22 protein-coding genes and 1 pseudogene are annotated in these 23,202 nt (G+C 65.9%); 11 read left to right on the top strand and 12 right to left on the bottom strand.

All coding sequences use genetic code 11. The features are described from left to right. Positions 1 to 7: 7 nt before the first annotated feature. The 3 genes from AB0E91_RS11125 (at position 8) to AB0E91_RS11115 (ending at position 8,008) form a co-directional block, all read left to right on the top strand. Positions 8 to 3,034, top strand: coding sequence for a phage tail tape measure protein (locus tag AB0E91_RS11125; RefSeq protein WP_361778521.1), 3,027 nt, complete (start codon positions 8 to 10; stop codon positions 3,032 to 3,034). Further along, entirely contained in the window at positions 3,031 to 6,411 is a 3,381-nt protein-coding gene (locus tag AB0E91_RS11120; protein ID WP_361778518.1) for a hypothetical protein, read from the top strand. The genes AB0E91_RS11125 and AB0E91_RS11120 overlap by 4 nt, the downstream gene beginning before the upstream one ends. A gap of 649 nt (positions 6,412 to 7,060) precedes the next feature. Beyond that, positions 7,061 to 8,008 (top strand): GH25 family lysozyme, encoded by a 948-nt coding sequence (locus AB0E91_RS11115; protein ID WP_361778514.1) that lies wholly within the window; start codon positions 7,061 to 7,063, stop codon positions 8,006 to 8,008. 842 nt (positions 8,009 to 8,850) lie between these two features. On the opposite strand, the gene AB0E91_RS11110 is transcribed toward AB0E91_RS11115, so the two are convergent. Both AB0E91_RS11110 and AB0E91_RS11105 read right to left on the bottom strand, forming a co-directional pair. Next, positions 8,851 to 9,036 carry a hypothetical protein gene (locus AB0E91_RS11110; RefSeq protein ID WP_361778511.1) on the bottom strand — a complete coding sequence of 62 codons (186 nt, stop codon included), beginning with the start codon at positions 9,034 to 9,036 and terminating at the stop codon, positions 8,851 to 8,853. A gap of 886 nt (positions 9,037 to 9,922) precedes the next feature. Then, positions 9,923 to 10,342 carry an ATP-binding protein gene (locus tag AB0E91_RS11105; protein WP_361778508.1) on the bottom strand — a complete coding sequence of 140 codons (420 nt, stop codon included), beginning with the start codon at positions 10,340 to 10,342 and terminating at the stop codon, positions 9,923 to 9,925. A 190-nt stretch (positions 10,343 to 10,532) separates the two neighbouring features. Between AB0E91_RS11105 and AB0E91_RS11100 the strand changes: the two genes are divergently transcribed. After that, positions 10,533 to 11,441, top strand: coding sequence for a helix-turn-helix transcriptional regulator (locus tag AB0E91_RS11100; protein ID WP_361779066.1), 909 nt, complete (start codon positions 10,533 to 10,535; stop codon positions 11,439 to 11,441). Positions 11,442 to 11,444: 3 nt separating this feature from the next. Then, the gene (locus AB0E91_RS11095) at positions 11,445 to 11,675 is read left to right on the top strand and encodes a DUF397 domain-containing protein (RefSeq protein WP_361778505.1); all 231 of its coding nucleotides are present in this window, start codon (positions 11,445 to 11,447) and stop codon (positions 11,673 to 11,675) included. 1,093 nt (positions 11,676 to 12,768) lie between these two features. On the opposite strand, the pseudogene AB0E91_RS11090 reads toward AB0E91_RS11095, so the two are convergent. Beyond that, positions 12,769 to 12,906: pseudogene (locus AB0E91_RS11090) on the bottom strand (ABC transporter); the annotation flags it as partial. A gap of 73 nt (positions 12,907 to 12,979) precedes the next feature. On the opposite strand from AB0E91_RS11090, the gene AB0E91_RS11085 reads away from it, so the two are divergent. Continuing rightward, on the top strand, positions 12,980 to 13,483 hold the full coding sequence (locus AB0E91_RS11085) for a MarR family transcriptional regulator (RefSeq protein WP_361778502.1): 504 nt from the start codon (positions 12,980 to 12,982) through the stop codon (positions 13,481 to 13,483). A 50-nt stretch (positions 13,484 to 13,533) separates the two neighbouring features. Here the strand turns inward: AB0E91_RS11085 and AB0E91_RS11080 are convergent, their stop codons facing one another. Beyond that, positions 13,534 to 14,433 (bottom strand): helix-turn-helix transcriptional regulator, encoded by a 900-nt coding sequence (locus AB0E91_RS11080; RefSeq protein WP_361778499.1) that lies wholly within the window; start codon positions 14,431 to 14,433, stop codon positions 13,534 to 13,536. 244 nt (positions 14,434 to 14,677) lie between these two features. On the opposite strand from AB0E91_RS11080, the gene AB0E91_RS11075 reads away from it, so the two are divergent. Continuing rightward, positions 14,678 to 15,088, top strand: coding sequence for a cupin domain-containing protein (locus tag AB0E91_RS11075; protein WP_361778496.1), 411 nt, complete (start codon positions 14,678 to 14,680; stop codon positions 15,086 to 15,088). A gap of 51 nt (positions 15,089 to 15,139) precedes the next feature. Here the strand turns inward: AB0E91_RS11075 and AB0E91_RS11070 are convergent, their stop codons facing one another. After that, on the bottom strand, positions 15,140 to 15,532 hold the full coding sequence (locus AB0E91_RS11070; RefSeq protein ID WP_361778493.1) for a VOC family protein: 393 nt from the start codon (positions 15,530 to 15,532) through the stop codon (positions 15,140 to 15,142). A 108-nt stretch (positions 15,533 to 15,640) separates the two neighbouring features. Between AB0E91_RS11070 and AB0E91_RS11065 the strand changes: the two genes are divergently transcribed. Then, positions 15,641 to 16,621, top strand: coding sequence for a YafY family protein (locus tag AB0E91_RS11065; RefSeq protein WP_361778490.1), 981 nt, complete (start codon positions 15,641 to 15,643; stop codon positions 16,619 to 16,621). A 41-nt stretch (positions 16,622 to 16,662) separates the two neighbouring features. Further along, on the top strand, positions 16,663 to 17,073 hold the full coding sequence (locus AB0E91_RS11060) for an Imm10 family immunity protein (RefSeq protein ID WP_361778487.1): 411 nt from the start codon (positions 16,663 to 16,665) through the stop codon (positions 17,071 to 17,073). Between the two features lie 53 nt (positions 17,074 to 17,126). Here AB0E91_RS11060 and AB0E91_RS11055 read toward each other — a convergent pair whose 3' ends face one another. The 7 genes from AB0E91_RS11055 to AB0E91_RS11025 all read right to left on the bottom strand — a co-directional run bounded on the left by AB0E91_RS11055 (position 17,127) and on the right by AB0E91_RS11025 (position 22,197). Next, on the bottom strand, positions 17,127 to 17,567 hold the full coding sequence (locus AB0E91_RS11055; RefSeq protein WP_361778484.1) for a DUF6086 family protein: 441 nt from the start codon (positions 17,565 to 17,567) through the stop codon (positions 17,127 to 17,129). After that, complete coding sequence (locus AB0E91_RS11050; RefSeq protein ID WP_361778481.1) at positions 17,564 to 17,845, bottom strand: hypothetical protein; 282 nt, start codon at positions 17,843 to 17,845, stop codon at positions 17,564 to 17,566. Before AB0E91_RS11050 ends, AB0E91_RS11055 begins: the two co-directional genes overlap by 4 nt. 54 nt (positions 17,846 to 17,899) lie before the next feature. Continuing rightward, the gene (locus AB0E91_RS11045; protein WP_361778478.1) at positions 17,900 to 18,373 is read right to left on the bottom strand and encodes a hypothetical protein; all 474 of its coding nucleotides are present in this window, start codon (positions 18,371 to 18,373) and stop codon (positions 17,900 to 17,902) included. Positions 18,374 to 18,405: 32 nt separating this feature from the next. Beyond that, a complete protein-coding gene (locus AB0E91_RS11040; RefSeq protein ID WP_361778475.1) occupies positions 18,406 to 19,071 on the bottom strand; it encodes a response regulator transcription factor in 666 nt (221 codons plus the stop codon). Further along, a complete protein-coding gene (locus tag AB0E91_RS11035; protein WP_361778472.1) occupies positions 19,068 to 20,432 on the bottom strand; it encodes a histidine kinase in 1,365 nt (454 codons plus the stop codon). The genes AB0E91_RS11040 and AB0E91_RS11035 overlap by 4 nt, the downstream gene beginning before the upstream one ends. Positions 20,433 to 20,546: 114 nt before the next feature. Continuing rightward, positions 20,547 to 20,951 (bottom strand): DUF6281 family protein, encoded by a 405-nt coding sequence (locus AB0E91_RS11030; protein WP_361778469.1) that lies wholly within the window; start codon positions 20,949 to 20,951, stop codon positions 20,547 to 20,549. A 37-nt stretch (positions 20,952 to 20,988) separates the two neighbouring features. Continuing rightward, positions 20,989 to 22,197, bottom strand: coding sequence for a cytochrome P450 (locus AB0E91_RS11025; RefSeq protein ID WP_361778466.1), 1,209 nt, complete (start codon positions 22,195 to 22,197; stop codon positions 20,989 to 20,991). A gap of 149 nt (positions 22,198 to 22,346) precedes the next feature. Between AB0E91_RS11025 and AB0E91_RS11020 the strand changes: the two genes are divergently transcribed. Further along, positions 22,347 to 22,568: a hypothetical protein gene (locus AB0E91_RS11020; protein WP_361778463.1), complete on the top strand. Its 222-nt coding sequence runs from the start codon at positions 22,347 to 22,349 to the stop codon at positions 22,566 to 22,568. A gap of 114 nt (positions 22,569 to 22,682) precedes the next feature. Next, positions 22,683 to 23,198 (top strand): DUF3592 domain-containing protein, encoded by a 516-nt coding sequence (locus AB0E91_RS11015; protein WP_361778460.1) that lies wholly within the window; start codon positions 22,683 to 22,685, stop codon positions 23,196 to 23,198. Positions 23,199 to 23,202 lie beyond the last annotated feature (4 nt).

Below are 23,202 nucleotides of genomic sequence, written 5' to 3'. Positions count from 1 at the left end.
AAGCCGTATGCAAGAGCGCCTGTCGACGGCATCCGCGGCCATTGGCGCAGGCGTGGCCGGCGCCCTGGGGGTGGGCGTAGCTCAGGCTATGGATATGAGCGCGGCTAATGCCAAGCTCCAAACTCAATTGGGCATCGGCAACGCGGAGGCCGCCAACCTTGCAAAGGTGTCCGCGCACGTCTACCAAAACGCCTGGGGCGAATCTGCGGCAGATGTGAATGAGGCCATCAAGGGCGTTTACCAAAACATAGGTGACGTATCCAAAGTCAAGGGCGGACTAGAGGGCGTCACCACAAAGGTAATGGCGCTCTCAGAGGCATTCGACCAAGACCTAGGCGGAGTGTCTGCCGCAGTCGGGCAGATGCTCAAGACAGGGCTAGCGAAGAATGCCAATGAGGCCCTTGACATCATCACGGTTGGTTTCCAAAAGGGAGTCAATAAGGCTGATGATCTTTTGGACACGTTCAATGAGTACAGCGTTCAATTCAAGTCCCTGGGCCTCGATGGTCAGACGGCTATGGGCATTCTGTCTCAGGGCCTCAAGGGCGGCGCGAGGGACGCGGACCTAGTTGCAGACTCGCTCAAGGAATTCAACCTCCGCGCGCGAGACATCACCTCGACTGCCCCCGCGGGATTCAAGGCGCTGGGCCTCAACGCAAAGCAGATGGCCGCAGACGTAGCGGCAGGCGGACCGCGCGCCACGGCTGCGCTACAGAAGACGCTTGACGCCCTCCGGAAGTACCCGGATGACAGTAAGAAAGCCTCCGTGGCTGCGGCCATCTTCGGTACGCAGTCGGAGGACATGCAAAAGGCGCTCAACTCCATTGACCCCAGCAAGGCAACCGCAGCCCTGGGCAAGGTGGGCGGCGCAGCCGATAAGGCAGCCAAGACGCTAGGCAGTAGTCCGGCCAAGGAAATGGAGCATTTCAAGCGCGCCGTGACAACCCAACTCGCGGTAGCGGGTGGCGCCATTGCCTCATTCGCCATGAAACACACAGGGCTAGTCAAGGGCCTTGCTATCGCCCTGGGCGCCGTTGCCGCAGTCATCGTCACAGTGACGGCAGCACAACGCGTGTACGCCACGTACACGGCCATAGCGAGCGCAGCCGAGACAGTACGCCAAAGCGCCCTCTGGCGGTCCGTGGCCGGCTACCTGCGGCTCATGGGAGTTGGCCTTATGGCCATGGCCCGTACGGCTGCGGCTGCCGTGGCCTCCGCGGCAACGACCGCAGCCGCGTGGGTCGGCTCCGCCCTCACGTCCATCGGTACATTCGTTGCCGCAGTCGTGCGCGCAGCCGTTACCGCGGTCGCTCAGTTCGCCCTCATGGCCGCTCGCGCAGTCATCTGGGCAGCAACCATGGCCGCTCAATGGCTTATCGCCATGGGGCCCATTGGTTGGATCATCGCTGCCGTAGTGGCATTGGTCGTTCTGATCATTGCCAACTGGGACACGGTGAAAAAGTGGACCCTGAAAATCTGGAATTGGCTTTGGGGACACATCAAGTCCATAGCTTCTAAGGTCTGGAATCTCTTTCTCAACTGGACCATTGCCGGACTGATCATCAAGCATTGGGACGCCATCAAGTCGGGAACGGTCCGCGTCTGGAATGCCGTTGTGTCCTGGGTCAAGGGCATACCTGGGAAGCTCGTTAGTTTCTTCCTCAACTGGACCTTGCCCGGACTGATCATCAAGCATTGGGGCCGGATAAAGAGCGGCAGTATTCAGGTAGCGTCCCAGCTTGTTTCCTGGGTCAAGGGCTTGCCTGGGCGCATATCGAGCGGCATAGGCAGCCTGGGAAGTCTCCTGTATTCCAAGGGGCGTTCCGTCGTACAGGGCCTGTGGAATGGCATTAAGGGCATGGGCGGTTGGCTTTGGTCCAAGGTGAAGAGCTTTGCCAAAGACACGATCAAGGGCGCCATCGATAACGCACTCTCGATTTTCTCGCCCTCGAAAGTCACTGCCGCTCAGGGTAAGTGGATAGTCAGGGGCCTAGTCGTTGGACTGACAGGCAACGCGAAACAGGTAAAGGCTGCCGCTACAAAGATTGCGGACATTGTCCGTGACGCCCTGCCCAAGGGGAAGAAACGCAGCAAGCTACTAGACCTGATCCACGATGACTCTAAGCGCCTTATCTCGCTCGCCAACAAGCAAGCGAGCGTTGCGGCCAAGCTCAAGGCTGCGCAAAAGAAGGTTGCGGACCTCATCAAGGCGCGTAGCGAGATCGCTGCGAACGTCAAGAGCAACATTTTGCAGGGCGCTGATATCACCTCGATGGTTGGGGATGATCTCAAACCCGGAATGGGGGCGCTGAACATCCTTGACGGGTTGAAGCGGAAAGCTCAGGAAGCGCTCAAGTTCGCGTCTCTGCTCAACGCGCTCAAGAAAAAGGGCGTGTCGGGTGCCCTTGTGGCGCAGATAGCCAACGCAGGCGTCGAGGGCGGCATGGCATCCGCCCAGGCACTTTCGACGGCAAGCGCCCAGCAAATCAAGGACATAAACAAGCAACAGCAGATATTGACCAAGGCAGCCGGTAGCGCGGGGAACGCGGCCGGCTCCGCCATGTACGACTCCGGGATTAAGGCTGCGCAGGGCCTTGTAAAGGGCCTGCAATCCCAAGAGAAAAAGATTGATGCGCAGATGACCAAGATAGCTAAGAGCATGGCGAAAGCCATCAAGAAAGCTCTTGGCATTCACAGTCCCTCAACCCTCATGGCGGATGAGGTAGGCGCTCACGTGCCGTCCGGAGTCTGGCAAGGCATCAAGCGCCGGACGCCCAGGCTCGAAACGGACCTACGGCGCTGGGCGGTCGACATGGTCAAGCCTGTCCGCGAGGGCACGGCTACGCCTGCGAGGGGCGGCACTACGCCTGTCCTGGGCGGAGGCGGGGGCGCGGCACCTGGGCGCCCGATCGTGGCCAACCTGCAAGTCGACGGACGGGTATTGGCCTCTGTCCTCATTGACCATCTGCGCGGAGAAATCCAGCGGATTTCCGGGGGCAACGTACAGAAAGCCCTAGGGAGGGGGAGCGCGTGACTTTCCCTAACACCCCCCTCGCGACGAAAACCGAACTGTTCGTTGATGGGGCCTGGGCAGATATCTCGAATGACGTCTATGAGCGTGATCCCATCACCATCACAAGGGGACGCACGGCGCAGGGCGAGGACGTTGACCCCTCGCGTTGCACGCTCACGCTCAACAACACATCGGGCAAGTATTCCCCTCGAAACCCGGTAGGGACGTATTACGGAAAGATCGGCCGTAATACGCCCCTGCGGGTGTCGGTTATGGCTGGGTCCGTGGCGCTCGATCTTCCGGGCGCCACGGGGGACTATGCCTCTACTCCGGATGACGCGTCTCTAGATGTCACGGGGGATATCGACATTCGGTTTGATGCGACGCTGAGCAATTGGACGGACCCCCAGGGGGACACGTCCGGTTTGAAGAACATCGAGTTGATAGCCAAGCTGGGGGCGTCTCCCCAAAAATCTTGGATGTTCGCTATCCGCGGGTACAAGCTCTATTTCGAGTGGAGCGCGGACGGCAGCAACGTGCTTAGCGCGTCCTCGACCATCCCTCTTCCCGCGGGACCAGATACACGCATGGCCGTGCGGGTGACGCTCGACGTAGATAACGGCGCCTCTGGGAACACGGTCACGTTTTATACGGCGGACACCTTGAGCGGTACATGGGTGCAACTGGGCGACGTCGTGACGCAGTCCGGTACGACGTCCATTTTCAACTCGACAACGGCCCTGCGGATAGGCGACGCAACCGCGTTCGTCTTTGGTCCTGCCAAAGGTTCTGTGCACGCTGCCCAGGTACGGAACGGCATTGCCGGGACCGTAGTTGCCAACCCGGATTTCTCCGCCCAGGCGTCCGGCGCAACCTCTTTCAGTGACAGTGCTGGGCGCACATGGACGCTCGCGGGAAACGCCTCGATCACCAATCGCAAGGTGCGTTTCGTGGGTGAGGTGAGCGAGTGGCCGGCTGAATGGGACGTGTCCGGGAAGGACGTCTATACGCAGGTCACGGCGTCGGGCATCCTGCGTCGCCTGTCCCAGGGCAACAGTCCTATCAAGTCGACGCTTACCCGACGCATTCCGACGTTGGGCCCGTTGGCTTACTGGCCCATGGAAGATGGGGCCAACTCGACGGTTGCCTATTCGCCCATCAAGGGCATTGCCGCTATGACGACGTCGGGCCTTACGTTTGCCGCTAACGGCACGTTGGCCGGATCGAGCGCCCTGCCAACGCTCAATAGCGGGGCAGTCATTGACGGGATTGTGCCTGCGCCCAGCTCGACGCAGACAAGTTGGCAAGTCGAGTTTGTCTATAACCTCGACGCCACAACGACCGCATACCGCACGCTCATGGTTATCAACTGCGGTACCGGCACGGTCCGCACTTGGTACCTACAGATATCCGGTAACACGCTCGCTCGCGTCCTGGGCTATGACGAGGATGGAACGCTAGTCGTGAATGACGCGCGCTCCGTTGGGTCGGACCTGAGCGACGGACGTTGGAACCGTTGGCAGCATCGAGTGAGCGTGAGCGGCGGCACGGTTACGTACGTCACCACGTGGACCAACATTGGCGGGGCAGGCGGAACGGCAACCGGCACATACTCAGGGAGTATCGGCACGGTCGTTGGCGTCGGCTCCCCCGATTCCGGCTATTCGTCGGAGTTGGGCAGCATGGCCATTGGGCATGTGTCCGTGTTCTCTCCCTCGCAGTCGACCGCTTACAACTCCGTCGACACGGGGCAGAACGGGGAGCGCGCAGGCGTCCGCCTCGCTCGCCTCGCAGGCGAGGAATCCATAGCCATGTCTGTCTGTGGTGACACGTCGATACAGGCGCAGCAAGGGCCGCAGAGGCCGGCTACCGTCCTCGAAATCTTGAGGGACTGCGCGGAGGCAGACGGAGGAATCCTCTACGAACAGAGGGCCGCAGCCGGACTCATTTACCGGGATAAGTCAACGCTCTTCAATCAGCGCGTGCGGCTCGCCCTCAACTACCAAACCGCGGGGCATGTGGCCCCTCCGTTCAAGCCTGTTGACGATGACCAACTAGTGAAGAACGAAATCACGGTTACGCGTAAGGATGGCGCCTCCGCGGTAAGCGAACTCACTACGGGCGCCCTCTCAACGCAGGCGCCCCCCAACGGAGTTGGCCGCTATCAGGACTCCCAGGAACTCAACCTGTACGACGACACCCAACCTGCCCAGGCTGCGGAATGGTTGCTGTACCTGGGCACCTGGGATGAGGCGCGATACCCGACATTGCATGTCGACCTTGCCGCAGGCCCCTCGCTCATTGATGACGTCACGGCGGCAGATGTGGGCGACAGAGCGACGGTTTCCAATCCTCCGTCATGGCTGCCGCCGGACAGTATCGACCTACTCGTACAGGGTTATACGGAGGTCATCAAGCAACTCGAATGGGACATTACATATAACTGCACTCCGGGCGGACCCTGGTCCTATGTCGCCCAGGCCGGTACCGCGAGGGCGGACACGTCCGGATCTCACCTAGTGGCCAACGCCTCTGCCGCTTTCACAGACATGTATGTCGTCATCGAGACTGGTCCGCTATGGGTCAACTCAATCGATAGCCCATCCGACTTTCCCTTTGATGTGAACGTTGAGGGCGAGCGAGTAAGGGTCAACACATGCACGGGAACGGAGGTCGACCATTTCGGTCGTACCGTTTCTAACGACTGGGGAACGGCGGACGTCGGGGGCACCTGGTCACTAGTCGGAGGCGTTGCGAGTGACTACAGCGTGTCGAGTGGCGTAGGCAATCACACACTCTCGACCGTTGATGTCTCGCGCCGTTGCAAGCTGGGACCTGTCGTCTTCAACGATTTCGACCTTTACACATCCGTCAAAACAAGCGCCCTCGCTACAGGCGGCTTTCTGTCGGGTGGCCTAGTCGCGCGCTATGTCGACGGAGACAACCTCTATACGGCGCGCGTGGCATTCAACACAGATCAGACTGTGACCCTGTCGATTCGTGAACGCCTAACCGCCACGGAAACAGAGCTAGCCACTGTCACTAAGACAGGTCTAGTGCATGCCGCGGGTACATGGTTCCGCCTCCGTTTCTACGGCGCAGGCACAAGCCTTAAGGCCAAGATATGGCTAGCCACGGATACTGAGCCTGATGTCTGGGACCTACAGGTAACGGACACGACATTTCAAGACGCCGGGATCGTTGGCATGCGGTCGATATCGTCCGCCTCGAATACCAACACAAACCCGGTTGTGTCGTACGACGACTTTGAAAACGTCGTTGTACAGCGTTGGTCCGTGACGCGCTCGATAAACGGCGTATCCAAGAATCAGGTGATAGGCGCAGACGTCCACCTGTGGGATCGGGCCTATGTGCCCCTCGACTGGGGGACGGCATGACCACATGGAAAGCAGGAATGCTCATCACGGCGGCTCGCCTGGGCGATACGGGGCCGACTAAGACGACGTCCGGAATCTCGATGGCGAGCGGCTTTACGCTCAACGACTTTACGGGCTACCGCGTTGGAAACATCATCGAGATACGCGTATATGCCCAACGGTCCGGCGCTGATATCACGGCCACAACCGGCAACATTGCGGACACCCAGATATGCACCCTACCTAGCGGTTGGCGTCCGACGTCGGGCACTACTCAAGGCTTTTGGGGTAGTGGCGTCGAGGGCGGGGATTTCGTCTGCGGCACGGACGGAATCTGCACTCTCAGAACGGCGTCAGACAACATCAATACAGGGGCGAACCTCCGCCTACACCTACCGTTCATTGTCGACTAGCGGCGGAGGCCGGCGCATGAATGACACGGGAGAATCACAGCTCTTGCTAGTGCGCATCGAGACAAAGCTAGATATCGCTCTGAGGCAGCAAGAGGACCATGAGGGGCGCTTGCGTGCCCTTGAGGCGCACTCGACCACAACCCATGAGGCGCGCATTACAGCGCTCGAAAGATGGCGCTACGCCCTGCCGACTACGGCAGTGCTGAGCGCTGCCTCTGCCATTACAGCGGTACTCTCCGCGGTATTGAGGTGACCCCATGGCGGATCTCATCAAGGGCGTTGACGTCGCCGCTTATCAGTCCAGTACGTATGACCTCAAGGGCCTCGACTTTGTTTTTGTCAAGGCCACAGAGGGCACGTCGTACGCGAATCCGAAGATGCCTGCGCAGGTTGCGAGGGCGCGCGAGGCAGGGCTAGTCACGGGTTTCTATCACTTCCAGAGGAAGGGCAACCCGGAGGCGCAGGCGGCTTATTTCGTAAGCAGGGCAGGCGCACGCCCAGGTGAAATCCTCGCGTGTGATTGGGAGTCCGCCCCCGATGGGACGTACCCCAGTAACGAGGAAAAGGACAGGTTCATACGGGAGTGCAAGCGCCTAGCGCCCACTCAGCGCGTAGTCCTGTACTGCAATACTTCGTTCTGGCTTACGCACGACAAGACAAGCTATGCGGGTGATGGCCTTTGGATAGCCGACCCAAGTAGCCCGATCGGCCAACCGCGGATCAAACACGCGTGGCTGTATCACCAGTATTCGAGCGCTGGGGGAATCGACAGGGACGTTGCCAACTTCCCCTCTCGTGACGCGCTCCGAACGTGGGCTAACGGACTCAGGCCGGCTACGCCCGACAACCCGACAACCGGAGGGGGAAGCGTGGCGCTCACCGCTCAACAGACCTTTGATGCCGTCTGGAAGACAGATCAGGTTGCCGCCCCGGACACGGCGCCGGACAGGGCCACGAACGCCACATGGCAACCCCAATCGTGGCTCAAGGACACGGGGAACAGGGTCCGCGTCCTTGAGGCGGAACTGTCCGCGGTCCGTGCCATAGCGGCAGCCAACAATGCCGCCCTCAAGGACGTTGCGGCCAAGCTCGACGCCCTCACATCCTCGCTCGCGCAGCTCGACGTGTCCGGCGCCCTGGGCGCCCTACAGGCAGCCATCAACGCAACAACCATCACCCTGCACTCAGGGGAGGTACGACCATGAGTAGGTATCTCGTACGGCTCGCGGAACAGGCGCTAGCGGCTGCCCTGGGTGGCGCCCTCGCAGCCTGGGCGGCATCCGGCTACAGCCTCACCCAGGGCGCCCTAGGTGCAGCCATCGGCGCAGGCGTGCGAGCCGTCTACGGCATGCTCGCGCAGCCCTTTGGAGACAAGGAAGCGCCCAGCGTCACCCGGTAACCCAACGCACAGAAACGCCCCCCTCGCCATGCTCAGGCGAGGGGGGCGTTTTTCTGCGTTGGGCCTAAGCCCAGGTGTATCCGTCGTCTCCGTCGTCTCCGTCGTCGTCATCCTCGCGGAACATGTGGGACGCCACCTGTTCCGCATCGCTGGGCGCCTTGATGCACAAAGGACAGTCGCCGTTGGCCAGTAGCTCAATCGTGCGTCCTGCCAAGAGGTGAAAGACGCAGGCGTTTTCCGTCGACTCTGTTTCTTGCCTCTGGTCCATCGTCTCTCCCTACCGGCATAAGGGGCATGAGTTCATGTGCTTTTGCAGGGCGCGAGCCTTTGACCGCTTGTTCATCCCTACATCTGCTGCCGCCAACTGGGCTGATACATCACGCTCGTTGCTCACGGCTCTTTCTGCATCGAATCCCCGGTGTCGGTCGTATTTAGCGGCAAGTTCCTCGTATCGCGTGCATCTGTAACGGTCCATGATCCCTCCCATAAATGACTCGCCCCCCTGCCCGGAGGTCAAGGCAAGGGGGCGAGCGTCTGTGTGCCCCAGGGTTCTTCCTAGCCCAGCGCTGGGGGCGCGCTCCGCCTATTCCCAGGTCGATTACTCGCCCGGTTTCGGTCGGCACTCCGGAATGGCTAGCCGTCAGGTGTTCAGCTCGATGTGGGGGCGGACGCCTCGCGTGCGCGCTGTAGGGCCGCGCGCAACACGACGGCTTCCGGGCAGTCACGCCCCAGGGTGCGGCACTCCCGCTTGCAGTGCCGTGCATGTTCGAGCCATGCAAGGTACTCCGCCTCATCCGGCAGGTGCACGGGGGTCACGTGGTCCTTGTCGTTCATGTGCGTCGGTGCCTTCCTGGTAGCCGCTCGACATAGGGCCGGACCGGAACGCCCTGGTCCTCAAAGGGCGCCATGTGCTCTACGGCCCGTTGGATGGGGTGGGGGCCCTGCCATGCGCCCCCGTCGCCCCAGCGCTCCCATTCCTCTGCGAGGGGCATTAACGGTTCCGGCCCATGAACGCGGAGCGTCGCCCTGCGGGACCAACGGCGCCAACGGGCGTCACGGGGGTCCGGCAGGCGGTATACGTACGGGTCGGGGGCGCTGGGCGCCTGGGCGACGTCGGGCGCTGCCTTGCGCTTGCTCTGCCCCTCCGGGCGGAGGCCGAGCCACACACCCAGTAAGGCCACGGCGCCTACTACCGCGCCTGCGCAGCCGATAAGCTCTGTCACTGTGCGTTCGTTCCTTCCTTGCAAAGGTTCGGACGTGCCCCCGAACGGCGTTGCCTGCCGTGAAGGGGCGACCACGCGCCCAGGTGCCTAATCACCTGGGCGCGTGCGAGGCTCGACACACCTAGTCGGGGGCACCATGGTGTGGAGCCTCTGACCCGTTGAGCGCGCCCCGTTCTTCCGCGGGAACGGGGATTAGCTCGCGCTCAACGGGCGCTTGGGTCGGGTGTTCATGGGGCAGGGGCGGAGGTTGTTCGATGACGAACCGTTGCCGCACGCCTCGCGCCATGACTCCGATTTCATAGGTGCGGCCATCCCAGAGGGCGAGCGTCAGACTCCGGTAATTCTGGTAGTGAAACCAGCGATCAAAGGCGCCTCGCTCGCCACGGGTCATGTCCAGCGCGCGGACCATTCCCGCCATTGCCCGAATAGCTTGACCAGTGCTGCCGCAGGTCACTCCCTCCGGATCGTTCACGTTTCTGACGCGATACATGCCGCCCTCAAACCTGTGTGGGTATCTTGATTTCGAACTCTGCCCAAACGGTTTTGCCTAGTACCTCTGGCGTCCACCCCCAGTGATTCGCAAATTCCTCGACCAGAAACAGGCCCCTGCCCGATTCCGCGTTCGCCTCCGCCTCGCGCGCCTGCGGTTCCTCGCCACGGGTGGCGCCCCAGTAGTCACGTACGGCCACACGGAATATCTCGCCGTACATTTCAAAGGACGCGGTGAAAGCCATTCCCGAATCACTGTGCCTAACGGCGTTGGTCGCGAGTTCGCTAACGACAAGCACAATGGCGCTTGCAGAATCGCTAGCGTCAGAAATTCCCCACGCCTCTAAGAACGTGCGGCAGTCGGTACGCACCTGGGCGACGGCTGCCGGATGGGTGGGATACTGGCGACGCGTGGACTGTTCGGGCATAGCTCACCCCTATGTGGCTTGGGGACCTGTGCGCGGACGGTTGGCGTCCGGTCACGGGACGTGGGCCGACTTGCAATGTTGCACAAGCGGGGGCGCCTTGCAACGTTGCTAGGGAAGTTCCCCCCTCATGGGGGACGCTCAACTAGCGTGGCCGGCTGGAAGGTTGACACTGTTGACGCAGGTCAGAGAGGTGAAGGGAGGTAGGTGCGTGACGGAACGGGGTTGGCGCTACGACGAACCAACGGCCCGTCAAGTACGCCTCGGGCACGTCCTTGAGGGACTGCGCAAGGACGCAGGCATGTCCCAACGGGAGGTAGCGAGCGCCCTTGACTGGAAGGGGGGCGCGTCCAAGCCATCCCGCATCGAGTCGGGGCGCCTGGGGATCTCTGAGGCGGACCTAGAGCGCCTGTTGACCCTGTACGGGGTCACAGATCAGGGCCTCAAGGCGTACATCCTTCACCTCAAGCACCGTGGCAATGAGCGCGGTTGGGAAACGCAGGTTCGGGCTGTCTCTGCCGCGTACGCCGATTTGATCGGGTACGAGGGGGACGCGGAATCTGCGTACAACGTTCAACTAACCGCTATTCCGGGCTTGTTGCACACCCCTGACTACGCGTCCGCGGTAATGGATCAACACACGCCGGATATTTCAGAGGAGGGGCGCGAGGAACGGCTAGCTATCCGCGCACGGAGGCAGGAGGTATTCAAGCGTCCCAACCCTCTAATGTTCTGGGGCGTCATCAGTGAGTCCGTGTTTGAGCATGTCTTGGGATCTCCCCAAGTCATGGCGGACCAACTTGACCACTTGCTAGACCTGTGCGAGGAATACCCGCACAACATCACGATTCAAGTTCTGCCGAAAAAGGCCGCGAGCCATGCAGCCCTATTCGGCCCGTTCGTGATCCTGTCTTTTCCGGAGAGGTGGGAGCCTGACATTGTGTACGTAGAGGGGTACACGTCGACTCGCTTCCTTGAGGCAGCCGGAGAGGTCAAGGAATACAGCAATCTGTTTCGTCGGCTCATGGTTACGGACTCTCTCAGAGAATCTGAATCAATCGAGCTAATCCGCAAGTATGCAGACGATTACCGCAAGGGGTAAGTCGTGAGTTACGTAATTGAGGACGCTTCGACGCTGGGCGTCGAGTGGCAGAAAGCATCGTTCACCGGTTCCAATGGCGACTGCGTTGAGGCTGCGCCCTACAACGGTGGGGTTGTCGTGCGCCACAGCAAGGCGCCGAACGGTCCGGCACTCGCCTACAACGCGCGCGAGTGGCGCGCGTTCCTCGCAGGCGCCAAAGCGGGCGAGTTCGACCACATGGCAGGCGACGCGTAGACGTCGCTGGCCGAGAGCCACGCGCCCCCGCTCAGACACGTTCGGACCCTGTCCGGAACCGTTCGGGCGGGGGCGCTTTGCTGTCCTCATGACCTGACAAAGGTTCATCTAAGTTCGCAGGTCAGAGGGGGTCCCCCAAGACGTGCAGTCTTAAACCTTCACACGAAATTCTTACCAACTTGCTAGGGGCAACTATGTGTTGACGAGTCGTCAGCAACTTTCTTCACAGGGACCCCACGACCCCCCTTGACATGCGCTTTCTCCCGGCAGAGTGTTGGAGCCCTTCCGGAGCGTAAGCCCTGGTAGGACCTGACTTTTGCATAGCTTGGGCCGGTTGGAAGAGCCGTCATGCGGTAGAGCGCACTGCATGGCCAGACTGTCACCGGTAATCCGCTAGGACATGGCGCGTATCAGCGAATGCCCGGGGCACCCCGGAGCCGCGACGATGTACGTGGGCACAGGTAGCGGGTTAGAAAAGAAAGCGAAATCGTGTGCGCACTCGGGTGGGGATTTGAGTGCGCACCCCCGCATGAACGGCGGCCGGCGACCCTGGGGCCGTTAATGCGACCGAATCCGAATCATCACAACATCAAGGGGTGCGACTGGTGAACGTCCCGCATAAGGCGTGGCGCCCGTGGCTGCGCACCCCTCTGTCATTGCACGGTAGGCGGGTACGTGGCTTGCGTCTTGGGGGACGCTCGACACGCACCCGCCTTGCCGCCCCCTGGGCGCCTGTCCGTGCAGCGACGCTCAACCGGCCCCGTACGACGCTCTGTAGCGCCCAGGGGTGCCACGGACGCCCACAAACGGGACTAGGGACCCTGGGGGGAACCGATGCCGGAGGAAGCCACGGAGACAGCCGCAGGGGAGCGCGGGGCAGGCTCGACGCTCGATGAGATGCACCGCGCGGAGCGAGCCGCGGAGGAAGCCATACAGCGCGCCATAGACGCGATTATGGAAGCCTCGCCCCCGCTCACGACTGCGCAACGCGCGCGGTTGGCCGTACTGTTGGGGCCTGGGCGAACCATCCCCAGACCTGAACAAACCGGGCAATCAGCCGCGTAAATGTGTGGCAAAAAGTGAGCCCTAGTCCTGTGGTGGGGTTCCCGGCGCCGTTGGGCCCGAGGAAACCGTGCACCTCGCCGCGCTCGACGGTCAGGTCGAGGCCGGTGAGGGCGTGGGTACGGCCGAAGGACTTGTGCAGTCCCGAGACCGTGATGGCCTTCGTCATGAAGGCGAACGTACGCTTCTTTCAGAAATTTGTGAAGTTAAGGAATCGTATAAAGCAGAGCTAGGGTGGAGCCATGACGGAGGCGAAGGTGGAGAGTGGGGGCGGCCGCGACCCGGAGGTGGTGTCGCGCTTCGTGGAGCGGTTCGCCGCGCAGCTCGTGGAAGCGGGGGTGCCACGCATGCCGGCCCGCGTCTTCGCCGCCCTGCTCTCCTCCGACACCGGCACCCTCACCTCCGCCGAGCTGGGCGAACAGCTCCGCATCAGCCCCGCCGCCGTCTCCGGCGCCGTCCGCTACCTCGCCCAGGTCCACCTCGTCTCCCGCGAACGCGAACCCGGCTCCCGCCGCGAGCGCTACCGCGTCCACTCCGACCAGTGGTACGAGGCCCTCACCAACCGCGAAGCGATCATCAAGCGGTGGGAGGAGGCGTTGCGGGACGGCGTCTCCACCCTCGGCGCGGATTCCCCTGCGGGGCGGCGGCTGGCCGAGACGCTGGAGTTCTTCGAGTTCATCGAGAAGGACGTGGCGGGACTCATGGAGCGGTGGCGGGCACACCGGGACGCGCGGCGCGAGGGCTGATCCGGGGTCCGGGGGTGGCCCGGGCGTCGCCCCCGGAGGTGGCCCGGGTGTCACTCCCCGGCCGTGCGGGACCCCTCCGTGGCCGTGCCCGTGGCCGTTTCCGCCGTCGCCGCCCACGACGCCAGGAGCCGTAGGGACTCCTCCGACGGGGAGCCCGGTTCGGCGGTGTAGATGGTGAGGGTGAGGCCGGGTTCGGCGGTCATTTCGAGGCCCTCGTAGGCGAGGGTGAGGTCGCCCACGGCGGAGTGGTGGAAGCGTTTCGTGCCGGTGCCGTGGTGGCGGACGTTGTGGGCGCCCCAGCGGGTGCGGAACTCCTCGCTGCGGGTGGAGAGTTCGCCGACGAGGTCGTGCAGGTCCTTGTCGTAGGGGTCGCGGCCCGCCTCCGTGCGGAGGATGGCGACGGAGGTGTCGGCGAAGTACTCCCAGTCCGGGTAGAAGCGCCGGGACCGGGGGTCGAGGAAGGTGAAGCGGGCCAGGTTCGGGGGCTGGGGGCCGTCGAAGAGGTCGGCGTAGAAGGCGCGTGCGAGGGGGTTCGCGGCGAGGAGGTCCAGGCGGCCGTTGCGTACGAACGCCGGGCCCGCCGTGATCGCGTCCAGGGTCCACTGGAGGCTGCTTCGCGCCGTCCACTGCCGGGTCGCGCGGCGCCGGGGGCGGGTCAGCGCGTCGGAGCCGTCGGCGGCCTGCGCCAGGTGCAGCAGGTGGGCGCGCTCGGCGTCGTCCAGCTGGAGGGCCCGGGCGACGGACTCCAGCACGGACGGCGAGACTCCGGCCAGGTTCCCGCGCTCCAGCTTCGCGTAGTACTCCACGCTCACGTCCGCCAGCGCCGCGACCTCGCTCCGCCGCAGCCCGGGCACGCGCCGCCTGCTGCCCGTCGGCAGCCCCGCCCGCTCCAGGCTGATCTTCGCTCGCCGCGAGGTGAGGAACTCGCGGACTTCGGCACGGTTGTCCACGTCATCGACGGTACGTCGTGGGGGCGGGGGGGGGAGGGATGTACTGGTGGTACACCCCTTGTCCGTGACTCGCTGCGGGGGCGGGACCGGGGTTGCATGGGTGGAGTGGCGGGGTGCGTCCCCGCCGTCCGGCGACGGGCAGGAGTCGTTCTTCCCGCAGGTCGGGGTGCGAGGTGGACCGGCGCCGGTCCACCTCTACCTTCCCGACCTGATCTCCCGCGTCCGCATACCCGAAAGGAAAATCATGGAATTCATCAAGCGCACCGCCACGAGCAAGGCCCCGGCCGACTGGTTCACCGGGGACGTGTGGTGGGACGTGATCGTCGCGGGTGAGGCGCCGTCCCGGCTGCGCGCGAACCTGGTCCGGTTCTCGCCGGGGGCGCGAACCAATTGGCACGCGCACGCGGTGGGGCAGACCCTGCATGTCGTCTCGGGCGTCGCCCTGATCGGCACGCGGGACGGCGTGATCCTGGAGGCCCACCCCGGGGAGACGGTCGCGTGTCCCCCGGGAGAGGAGCACTGGCACGGCGCCACCCCGGACCACTTCATGGAGCACATCGCGATGTGGGAGGGCACCGGGGACGGGTCTCCCGAGACCGTGTGGGCGGAGGCGGTGACGGAGGAGCAGTACGGCGGCGCACGGCGGCGGTCGTAGGCGCGGGGTGGTCACGCGGACGCGGGGGTGGTCACGTAGGCGCCGGGGTGGTCACGCAGGCGCGGCCGCACGTGGCGTACCCGGGGTGAAGAAGTTGACGAGGTTGCCGTCGGGGTCGCGGAACAGGAGCGAGCGGTTGCCCCAGGGCATCGTGGTCGGCTCGTTGACGAAGTCCTCGACGAAGCCGCTGAGGTTCTCGTACACGTTGTCCACGTCGTCGACGCGGAACTCGAGGATGACGCTGTGGTTGTCGGCCGGGCGGGCGGAGCCGGGGGCGAACAGGGGGACTGTGCGGGTGGAGCCGATCGCGAGGGTGGCCGACGGGGTCCTCACCTCCGCGAAGTCCTCGTTGGCCCAGGTGGCGGACACGCCGGTCGCGCGCTCGTAGAAGCGGACGAGGCGGGGGACGTCGTCGGTGATGACGCGGGTGGAGACGAAGTGCACGGGATTCTCCTCTGAGGTTCTGAGGTGCGGCCGCTGCTGGCCTGGTGATCGCACGCTACGACCGATACCGGACGGAACCCGCCCGGTATCCGGAGGAGAATTCCGGCCATGCCCCGACCCCTCGCCCGCGTCCTCACCCTCCTGGAGCTCCTCCAGTCGGGCGGCACCCGGACCGTGTCCGAACTCGCCGGCCGGCTGGGCGTCGACGAACGCACCGTACGGCGCTACGCGCAGCAGCTCGTCGACCTCGACGTACCCGTGGAGTCGGTGCGCGGCCGCTACGGCGGCTACCGGCTCGGCCCCGGATACCGCATGCCCCCGCTCATGCTGAACGACGACGAGGCGCTCGCCGTGCTGCTCGGCCTGGCCGCCGGCCGGCGCTCGGGCCTGGCGGCGGCCACCGACACGGCGAGCGAGACGGCGACGGCCAAGATCCGGCGGGTACTCCCCGAGCGGCTGCGCCGCAGACTCGACGCGGTGCTCGCCTCCCTCGCCTTCACGGAGTCACCCGCCAGAACGCCGACCGCCCCGGACCCCGCGATCCTCCTCCCGATCGCCGACGCCGTGCACCATCACCGCCCCGTCTCGATCCGCTACACCGCCGCCGACGGCCGCCGCAGCGAGCGCACCCTGCACCCGTACGGCATCGTGGCCCACGCGGGCCGCTGGTACGTCACGGCGGCGGACCTCTCCTCCAACGAGGACCGCACCTTCCGCCTGGACCGCATCACCGACGCCCGCACCCTCCCCGGCTCCTTCGAGCCACCCCTCGCCCCCGCCCCGGCCGAACGCGTCCTGACCGCCCTCGCCACCGCCCCGCACCCCCACAAGGTGACCCTCCGCATCCAGGCACCCCCCGCCCACATCCACACCCGCCTGCCCCCCGGCCTCGCGACCGTGACGCCCCCCTCACCCCCGGACGACTGGTCCCACGTCGCCCTACGCGTCGCCCACCTCGACTGGCTCCCCGCGGCCCTTGCCTCGCTGGACAGCCCGTTCGTCATCGACGGCCCACCCGAACTCCGCGTTTTGACCGAGGAGTTCGCCGCCAGGCTCACGCGCTTCGCCCGCCGGAGCCCGGGTTCGTGAGGGCCCGACGGTGCGAAGGCCACTCCTGCTAGAACCGTGCCATGACTCGCAGATTCATCGCCCATGCCGTCGTGGCAGAGATCGATCCCGGCAACGACCTGATACGGGCGGGTGTCGCCGAAGACGAGGACGGCGACGGCTTCTTCCTGCTGTTCATGAGCAACCTGAGCGAACCGTCCCGCCAGAACGTCTCACTCGGTCTCGACAGCCACTGCCTTGTGACCCCGGACCAGGGAACGGCCTACGGCTGCGTCCGCGAGGTCACCCTGTCGGGCAGGCTGCTCACGGTGTCGCTGGACCCGGCCTCGCTGGACGATCTGGAACTGGACGACCCTGAGATCGAGGTCGAACTCGACGCCTCGGACGAGGACATCGAGCGGATGCGGGAGGTGCTCGCCCAGGTGTTGGCGTTTGGGCGGGCGGGTGCGCGGCCTCGGCTGGTGGAGCTGTAGACCACCTGGCAGCCGCCGGAACCGGCCCGGCCGGAGGCCGGAGGCGCGGACGGTCAGCGGGCCATGTGCCGGCTCACGTACGCCGCCTTCTCACGCAACGCCGCCGCCCAGGCATCCGGCTCCGCCGGCGTCGGCATCCCCGTACCCGCGGAGATCTGCACGTCACTCCGCGCACCCCGAGGCATCGCCGCCAACTCCGCCCAGTCCAGCTCGATTCCGGCGCGCTCCGCCAGGGCCAGCACCGTCGCGGTGAAGCCTTCGGAGAGGGTCAGGATGATGGTGTGGCTGGTGCGGCGGTGGCGGGCGAGGAGGGCGTGGACGAAGGCGCCGAAGAGGGCGGGATCGATTCGGGCCTCGTCGCATTCCATGGGGCCGATACCTGACGGCAGCCCCAACTCGACCTCGAACAATTCCACTTGTCGCCGGAAGAGGCGGGCCGCCCCGTTGGACGGGTTCCACAGGGTCTCGTCGCCCAGGATGAAGTCCTGGCTCATCCCGCCACCCCCCGCAGGTAGAGCCGGAACCGGGTCGTGTCCTCCGCCTCGAAGAGGACCTCCTGCCCCCAGTGGGCGGTGAGCCGCTGGGCGACCGCGATCAGTCGGCGGCGGTCCTCCGGGGTGTGGGCGGGGTAGCGGGCCCAGCCCTGTTCGGAGATCTGGTGGCCGAGTTCGCTGAACAGGACGTTCCGGTAACGGAGTTCCTCTTCATCGGTCAGCGGGGTGACGGCATCCTCGGCGGGCCGTATCTGGACGTTGTACAGGTCTCGGACCACGGCACACACACTCGCACTCTGCTCGGGGACGGGACGGTGGTTGGTCCCCGCAGGCTATCGGCCGGCCGCGGCCTCGGAAGTCACCAGCACATAGTCGAAGTAGACCGGGTCGCCGTCCTCATCCACCGGATACTCGTAGCTGCTCACGTTCGAGAAGATCACCTTCAACTCCGGCAGCGCGTCGAAGCCGAGGTCGTTCTCCTCAACGGCGTGCCCCCGCTCCGCGAGCCGTTCCAAGAGGTCCTCGCTCGGGATGCGGAAGACATCGAGTCCGTCGAGAAGCACCCGTACACCCGCGTCCTCCCGCAAGAACCGGTACAGCGCCACACCGCTCAACTCACCCTTGGTGAACCCGAGAACGACACCCAGCCCGGACTCGTCGTGCGAGCACTGGACCTGTCCCGGCTCCGGGTCGCTCGCGACGATCCGGAAGAGCCCCCGGGCAATCGCCGCTTCACGCGCTTCCGCGACCGACATCCCCAGCCGGAAGGCGCCCGCACCGGCATGGGGGGTGATCTCGATGTCCATCCTTGGTCCTCTCCGCCGTTGGCGACCCCGCCTCACCCCGGCGTGACCAACCGCGCCTCGTACGCGAACACCGCCGCCTGGGTACGGTCCCTGAGGCCCAGTTTCACCAGTATCCGGCTCACATGGGTCTTCACCGTGGACTCCGCGACGACGAGCCGCGCGGCGATCTCCGAGTTGGAGAGGCCCTGGGCGATGAGGACCAGCACCTCGGTCTCGCGTTCGGTGAGTTCGCCGTAGGCCGCGTGGGCGGAGGGCATGAGGCGGGGGGTGTCGGAGAGGCGGGAGAACTCGTGGATCAGGCGGCGGGTGACGGAGGGGGCCAGCAGGGCCTCGCCGGACGCCACCACCGCTACCGCGTCGGCGAGTTGGCGGGCGGAGGCCTCCTTGAGGAGGAAGCCGGAGGCGCCCGCGCGGAGGGCCTGGTACACGTACTCGTCCAGGTCGAACGTGGTCAGCACGAGCACCTTCGCCGCCGCGTCCGCCGCGACGATCTCCCGGGTCGCCTCGATGCCGTTCAGTTCGGGCATGCGGATGTCCATCAGCACGACGTCCGGGGCGAGTTCACGTACCCGCGTCACCGCCTCGCGTCCGTTCACCGCCTCGCCGACGACCTCGATGTCCGGCATCGCGTTCAGCAGGACGGAGAAGCCCTCGCGCACCATCATCTGGTCGTCCGCGATCACCACCCGGATCGTCATGCCCGGCCCTCGAACAGGCCGGACCCGGCGCCCGGGGTCGGCACCGGCAGGAACACCGTCACCTCGTAACCGCCCTCGTCCGTCGGGCCGTCGGTCATCTCGCCGTTCAGCATGGTCACCCGCTCGCGCATGCCCGTGATGCCATGGCCGGCGCCCGGCGAGGGCTTGATCAGACTCGGGGCGGGCGGCGGGCCGTTGACCACGCGGACACCCAACCCGCCGAGTACGTACGCGATCTCGACCCGCGCGGTCGCCCCCGGCGCATGCCGCAGGGTGTTGCTGAGCGCCTCCTGCACGATCCGGTACGCCGACAGCTCGACGCCCTGGGGCAGTTCGCGTACCGCGCCGGTCGTCGTCCTACCGACCTCCAGGCCCGTGTCCCGCACATTGGCGAGCAGGGTGTCGAGGTCGGCGAGGGTGGGCTGCGGGGCGTCCGGCGCCTCGTAGTCCTCCGCGCGGACCACGCCGAGCACCCGGCGCAGCTCGGTCAGGGCCGCCACCGCGTTCTCCCGGATGGTGGCGAACGCCTTCTCCAGCTCCGGCGGCGGGTTCTGCACCCGGTACGGCGCGGCCTCCGCCTGAATGGCGACCACCGACATGTGGTGGGCCACCACATCGTGCAGCTCGCGGGCGATGGTCGAGCGCTCCTCCAGCAGGGTGCGCCGCGAGCGTTCGTGCGCGGTCGCCGTCCGCTGGGCGGTCACCTCCCGCCGGGCCTGGCGGCGGGTGTGCCGGACCGTGACGGCCAGCAGGAGCAGCGCGGACAGGAACAGCATCGGGGCGACGTCGGTGGACTCGTGCCAGGCGAAGCCGGTCTCCGCGAGGCAGCCGTACATCGCGGTGAGCGCCCACATCCACGCGGCGGTGCGCGGCCGGGTGCGGATCGCGACCACCGTGAGCACGGTCAGGTGGGACAGGAAACTGCCCGGCGTCCACGGCCAGGAGCCCCAGTACCCGCCCGCGACCACCGCGGTCATCGTCGTCGCCAGGAACGACAGCCAGAAGGCGGCCACCGGACGCGCCAGAGTGAGCAGGACCGGCGCGAGGGCCAGCAGCGCGCACAGCAGGGCGATCGGGCCGTCATAGGTGCTGGACAGTGACACCAGCGCCGCGAGGCCGCCGAGGGCCGCGACGGCTATGTGCGGGGCCCACACCCCGTACTCCTTAAGCCGTTCGGGCAGCACACGTGCCGGCAGACCATCGACGCCCGCGGGAGGCAGCGGGCGGTAGGCGAAGGCGTCGCTGAACAGGTCCTGCCGCAGCCCGCGCAGGGCGTCCGCGGCAAGCCGGAACTCGGGGCTGCGCGGCCTGTCCTCGCCGCGCGGGGGCGGTGTCTGGGGGTGCGTCGTCGTCTCGGTCACGTGGGAGACGGTAGGCCGCGGCCGACCCCGCGGTCGTCCCCTCGCAGAGGGGTTTCCGGGGGTCCGCCTCAGGTACTACGCACCCGTACTACGAGCCCGTATCCGGCCCCGGCCTCAGTCGTGCCGGATCAGCTTCCGGACCTCCGCCGGAAGGGCGCCCTTCGTATCGACGGCGACGAAGAGCACGCCCTCCGGCGCGTCGTCGATCGCGATGGCGACCCGGGGGTCGATCCCCTTCACCGCGTACGCGACCCTCGGCTCCGGCGACTCCGGCCCGTCCCCGGCGTTCGGGGTGTCGTCGCACGGCGGGACGACGGCGGGCCCCAGCCTCTCCCCGACCTCGAACCGGGCGTGGGCGACATCCGCGTACTGCCGCTTGTCGTACTCGACGCGATACGCGCAGGACGCCGCCGCACCCCCGTCCACCTCGGCGGACGCCCCCGTGCAGGAGGCGCACAGCGCGACGGCGGCCGCCGCCAGCAGCGCCCCCAGTGCTCTGTCCCTTCGGTACCGACTCATCCGCCACACCCCTCAGCCGTTCCGGTCGATGCGTTCCTCAGACGGCGGACACCACCAGTTCGTTCAGGCCGCGCAGCACGAATCCCGGTTTGCGTTCGGGCTCCGCCGCCAGGGTGAGGGCGGGGGCCCGGGTGAGGAGGGCGCGCATCGAGGCCGCCAGTTCGAGGCGGGCCAGGGGCGCGCCGATGCAGTAGTGGATGCCCGCGCTGAAGGAGATGTGGGGGTTGTCGCGGCGGGTGAGATCCAGGCGGTCGGGGTGCTCGAAGACGGCCGGGTCGTGGTTGGCGGAGCCGAAGAGGAGGGCGAGTTCGGAGCCGCGCGGGATACGGGTGCCGTCGATCTCGATGTCGTCCAGGACCCAGCGCTCGAAGAGCTGGAGCGGGGTGTCGTAGCGGAGCAACTCCTCCACGGCGGACGGGATCAGGGAGTGGTCGGCGCGGAGGGCGGCGAGCCGGTCGGGGTGGCGGAAGAGGGCGAGCCAGCCGTTGGCGGTGGCGTTGACGGTGGCCTCGTGGCCCGCGTTGAGCAGGAGTACGGCGGTGGAGACCAGCTCCTGCTCGGTGAGGCGGTCTTCCTCGTCGTGGGCGGCGATCAGCGCGGAGATCAGGTCGTCGCGGGGGTCGGCGCGGCGGGCCGCGATCAGCTCGCGCAGATACGCCGAGAACTCCTCGGACGCCCGCACCGCCCGCGTGGCCACCTCCGGCGCCGGGTTCAGCTCGTACATCCCGCAGATGTCCGCCGACCACGGTCTGAGCGGCCCCCGGTCCCCCTCCGGAATGCCGAGCATCTCCGCGATCACCGCCACGGGCAGGGGCTCCGCCACCGCCGCGACCAGATCCCCGCCGCCCTCCGCGACCAGCCGCGCGACGAGCCTGTCGGCCAGCACCTCCACATACCCCCGCAACCGCTCCACCGTCCGCGGTGTGAACGCCTTCGACACCAGGCGCCGGATGCGGGTGTGGTCCGGGGGTTCCAGGTCCAACATCCCGTGATCGTTGAGCGTGTGGAACGGCTCGTGCTCGGGCGGCGGCGGAGTCCTCCCGAACTCCTCGTGCGCATACCGGTGTTGATACGTCCGCCCCAGCCGCCGGTCCCGCAGCAACGCGGACACGTCGGCGTGGTGCGGCACCAGCCACTGGTCCGAGGGCTCGTACCTGATCACCCGCCCCCGCGCCCGGAGTTCGGCGTAGGCGGGGTAGGGATCGGCGAGGAAGTCCGGGGAGGCGGGGTCGAAGGTCGCTGACATGGGGGGACGCTAACCGGGGTGCGGGGGTGTGACCAGGGGGGCGCCCTGCCGTCCGGCGGTTTCGTCCGCTTCCTGGATGACAGGTGTCATCTCCGGGAGGTGCCCCCGGACACTGCCCCGGCGGCCGCCCGTCTTCGTAGGCTCGCCGTATGTCCACATCCCGAAAAGCAGGACAGGACGACTCCTGGGAAGGGGTCGTCACCGACAAGTCACGAGGCATGCTCGACGGCTCGAACATGTACCACTTCGTCGAACTCCGCCTCTCCGGCGGCGAGTCCACGAAGGTCAGGGTCGGTCGCCGGCTCTGGAAGGAGGTCGCCGTCGGCGACCGGATCGTCAAGCGGCCGGGCGCCGACCCCGTCAAGGAATAGCGGGCCGCCCCGGCAGGAGCACGTGCCGGGCACCGGCCGACGCCGCCTCTTCCCCGGGGACACGGTCTAATCACTCCGGGCGGTCCAACGGGGGCCGCCGACGAGAGGAGTGTCGTGAACAAGCAGGTGCGTGACGCGAAGATCCTCCGGCGAATAGCGTGGGCGTTCATCGCGTTCGGGACGCTGTTCGTCGGCATCGGAGTGGCGGTGGCGGTGGATTCGGCCTCGTACCTGTCGAGTGCAGAGCGGGCTCCGGGCACGGTGGTGGACCTGGAGTGGCGCAGCTCGCACAGTCACTACAGCGGGTCGTCGCGGAACAGGCAGAGCAGTGGGCCCTCGGCGTATCCGGTGATCGCGTTCACGGCGAAGGACGGGGAGAAGCACACGTTCCGCGACAGCTCGGGGTCCAATCCGCCCGCGTACGAGGTGGGGGAGCGCGTCGAGGTGCTCTACCGCGCGGACTCCCCCGAGGACGCGCGGATCAACGGGTTCCTCTCGCTGTGGCTGCTACCGGTGATCTTCAGCGGGATCGGGAGCGTGTTCGCGGCCATCGGCACGGTGATCGTGGTCGTCATGCGGAAAAAGGCCCGGGCCGCGCCCGGTTCGGCCGCGCCCGGTTCGGCCGCCTGAGCGC

This window comes from Streptomyces sp. NPDC026659, assembly GCF_040638245.1.
Classification (GTDB): Bacteria; Actinomycetota; Actinomycetes; order Streptomycetales; family Streptomycetaceae; genus Streptomyces.
The sequence above is the reverse complement of the archived record's forward strand: the minus strand, read 5'-3'. Positions and strand labels throughout refer to the sequence as shown.

Bases quoted from the DNA above. Each gene is read 5' to 3' on its own strand.
- AB0E91_RS11065 (WP_361778490.1), top strand. From the start codon at position 15,641: ATGCCCCGACCCCTCGCCCGCGTCCTCACCCTCCTGGAGCTCCTCCAG.
- AB0E91_RS11115 (WP_361778514.1), top strand. From the start codon at position 7,061: ATGGCGGATCTCATCAAGGGCGTTGACGTCGCCGCTTATCAGTCCAGT.
- AB0E91_RS11055 (WP_361778484.1), bottom strand. From the start codon at position 17,567: ATGAGCCAGGACTTCATCCTGGGCGACGAGACCCTGTGGAACCCGTCC.
- AB0E91_RS11085 (WP_361778502.1), top strand. From the start codon at position 12,980: ATGACGGAGGCGAAGGTGGAGAGTGGGGGCGGCCGCGACCCGGAGGTG.
- AB0E91_RS11040 (WP_361778475.1), bottom strand. From the start codon at position 19,071: ATGACGATCCGGGTGGTGATCGCGGACGACCAGATGATGGTGCGCGAG.
- AB0E91_RS11020 (WP_361778463.1), top strand. From the start codon at position 22,347: ATGTCCACATCCCGAAAAGCAGGACAGGACGACTCCTGGGAAGGGGTC.
- AB0E91_RS11025 (WP_361778466.1), bottom strand. From the start codon at position 22,197: ATGTCAGCGACCTTCGACCCCGCCTCCCCGGACTTCCTCGCCGATCCC.
- AB0E91_RS11075 (WP_361778496.1), top strand. From the start codon at position 14,678: ATGGAATTCATCAAGCGCACCGCCACGAGCAAGGCCCCGGCCGACTGG.
- AB0E91_RS11125 (WP_361778521.1), top strand. From the start codon at position 8: ATGCAAGAGCGCCTGTCGACGGCATCCGCGGCCATTGGCGCAGGCGTG.
- AB0E91_RS11110 (WP_361778511.1), bottom strand. From the start codon at position 9,036: ATGAACGACAAGGACCACGTGACCCCCGTGCACCTGCCGGATGAGGCG.
- AB0E91_RS11060 (WP_361778487.1), top strand. From the start codon at position 16,663: ATGACTCGCAGATTCATCGCCCATGCCGTCGTGGCAGAGATCGATCCC.
- AB0E91_RS11105 (WP_361778508.1), bottom strand. From the start codon at position 10,342: ATGCCCGAACAGTCCACGCGTCGCCAGTATCCCACCCATCCGGCAGCC.
- AB0E91_RS11030 (WP_361778469.1), bottom strand. From the start codon at position 20,951: ATGAGTCGGTACCGAAGGGACAGAGCACTGGGGGCGCTGCTGGCGGCG.
- AB0E91_RS11045 (WP_361778478.1), bottom strand. From the start codon at position 18,373: ATGGACATCGAGATCACCCCCCATGCCGGTGCGGGCGCCTTCCGGCTG.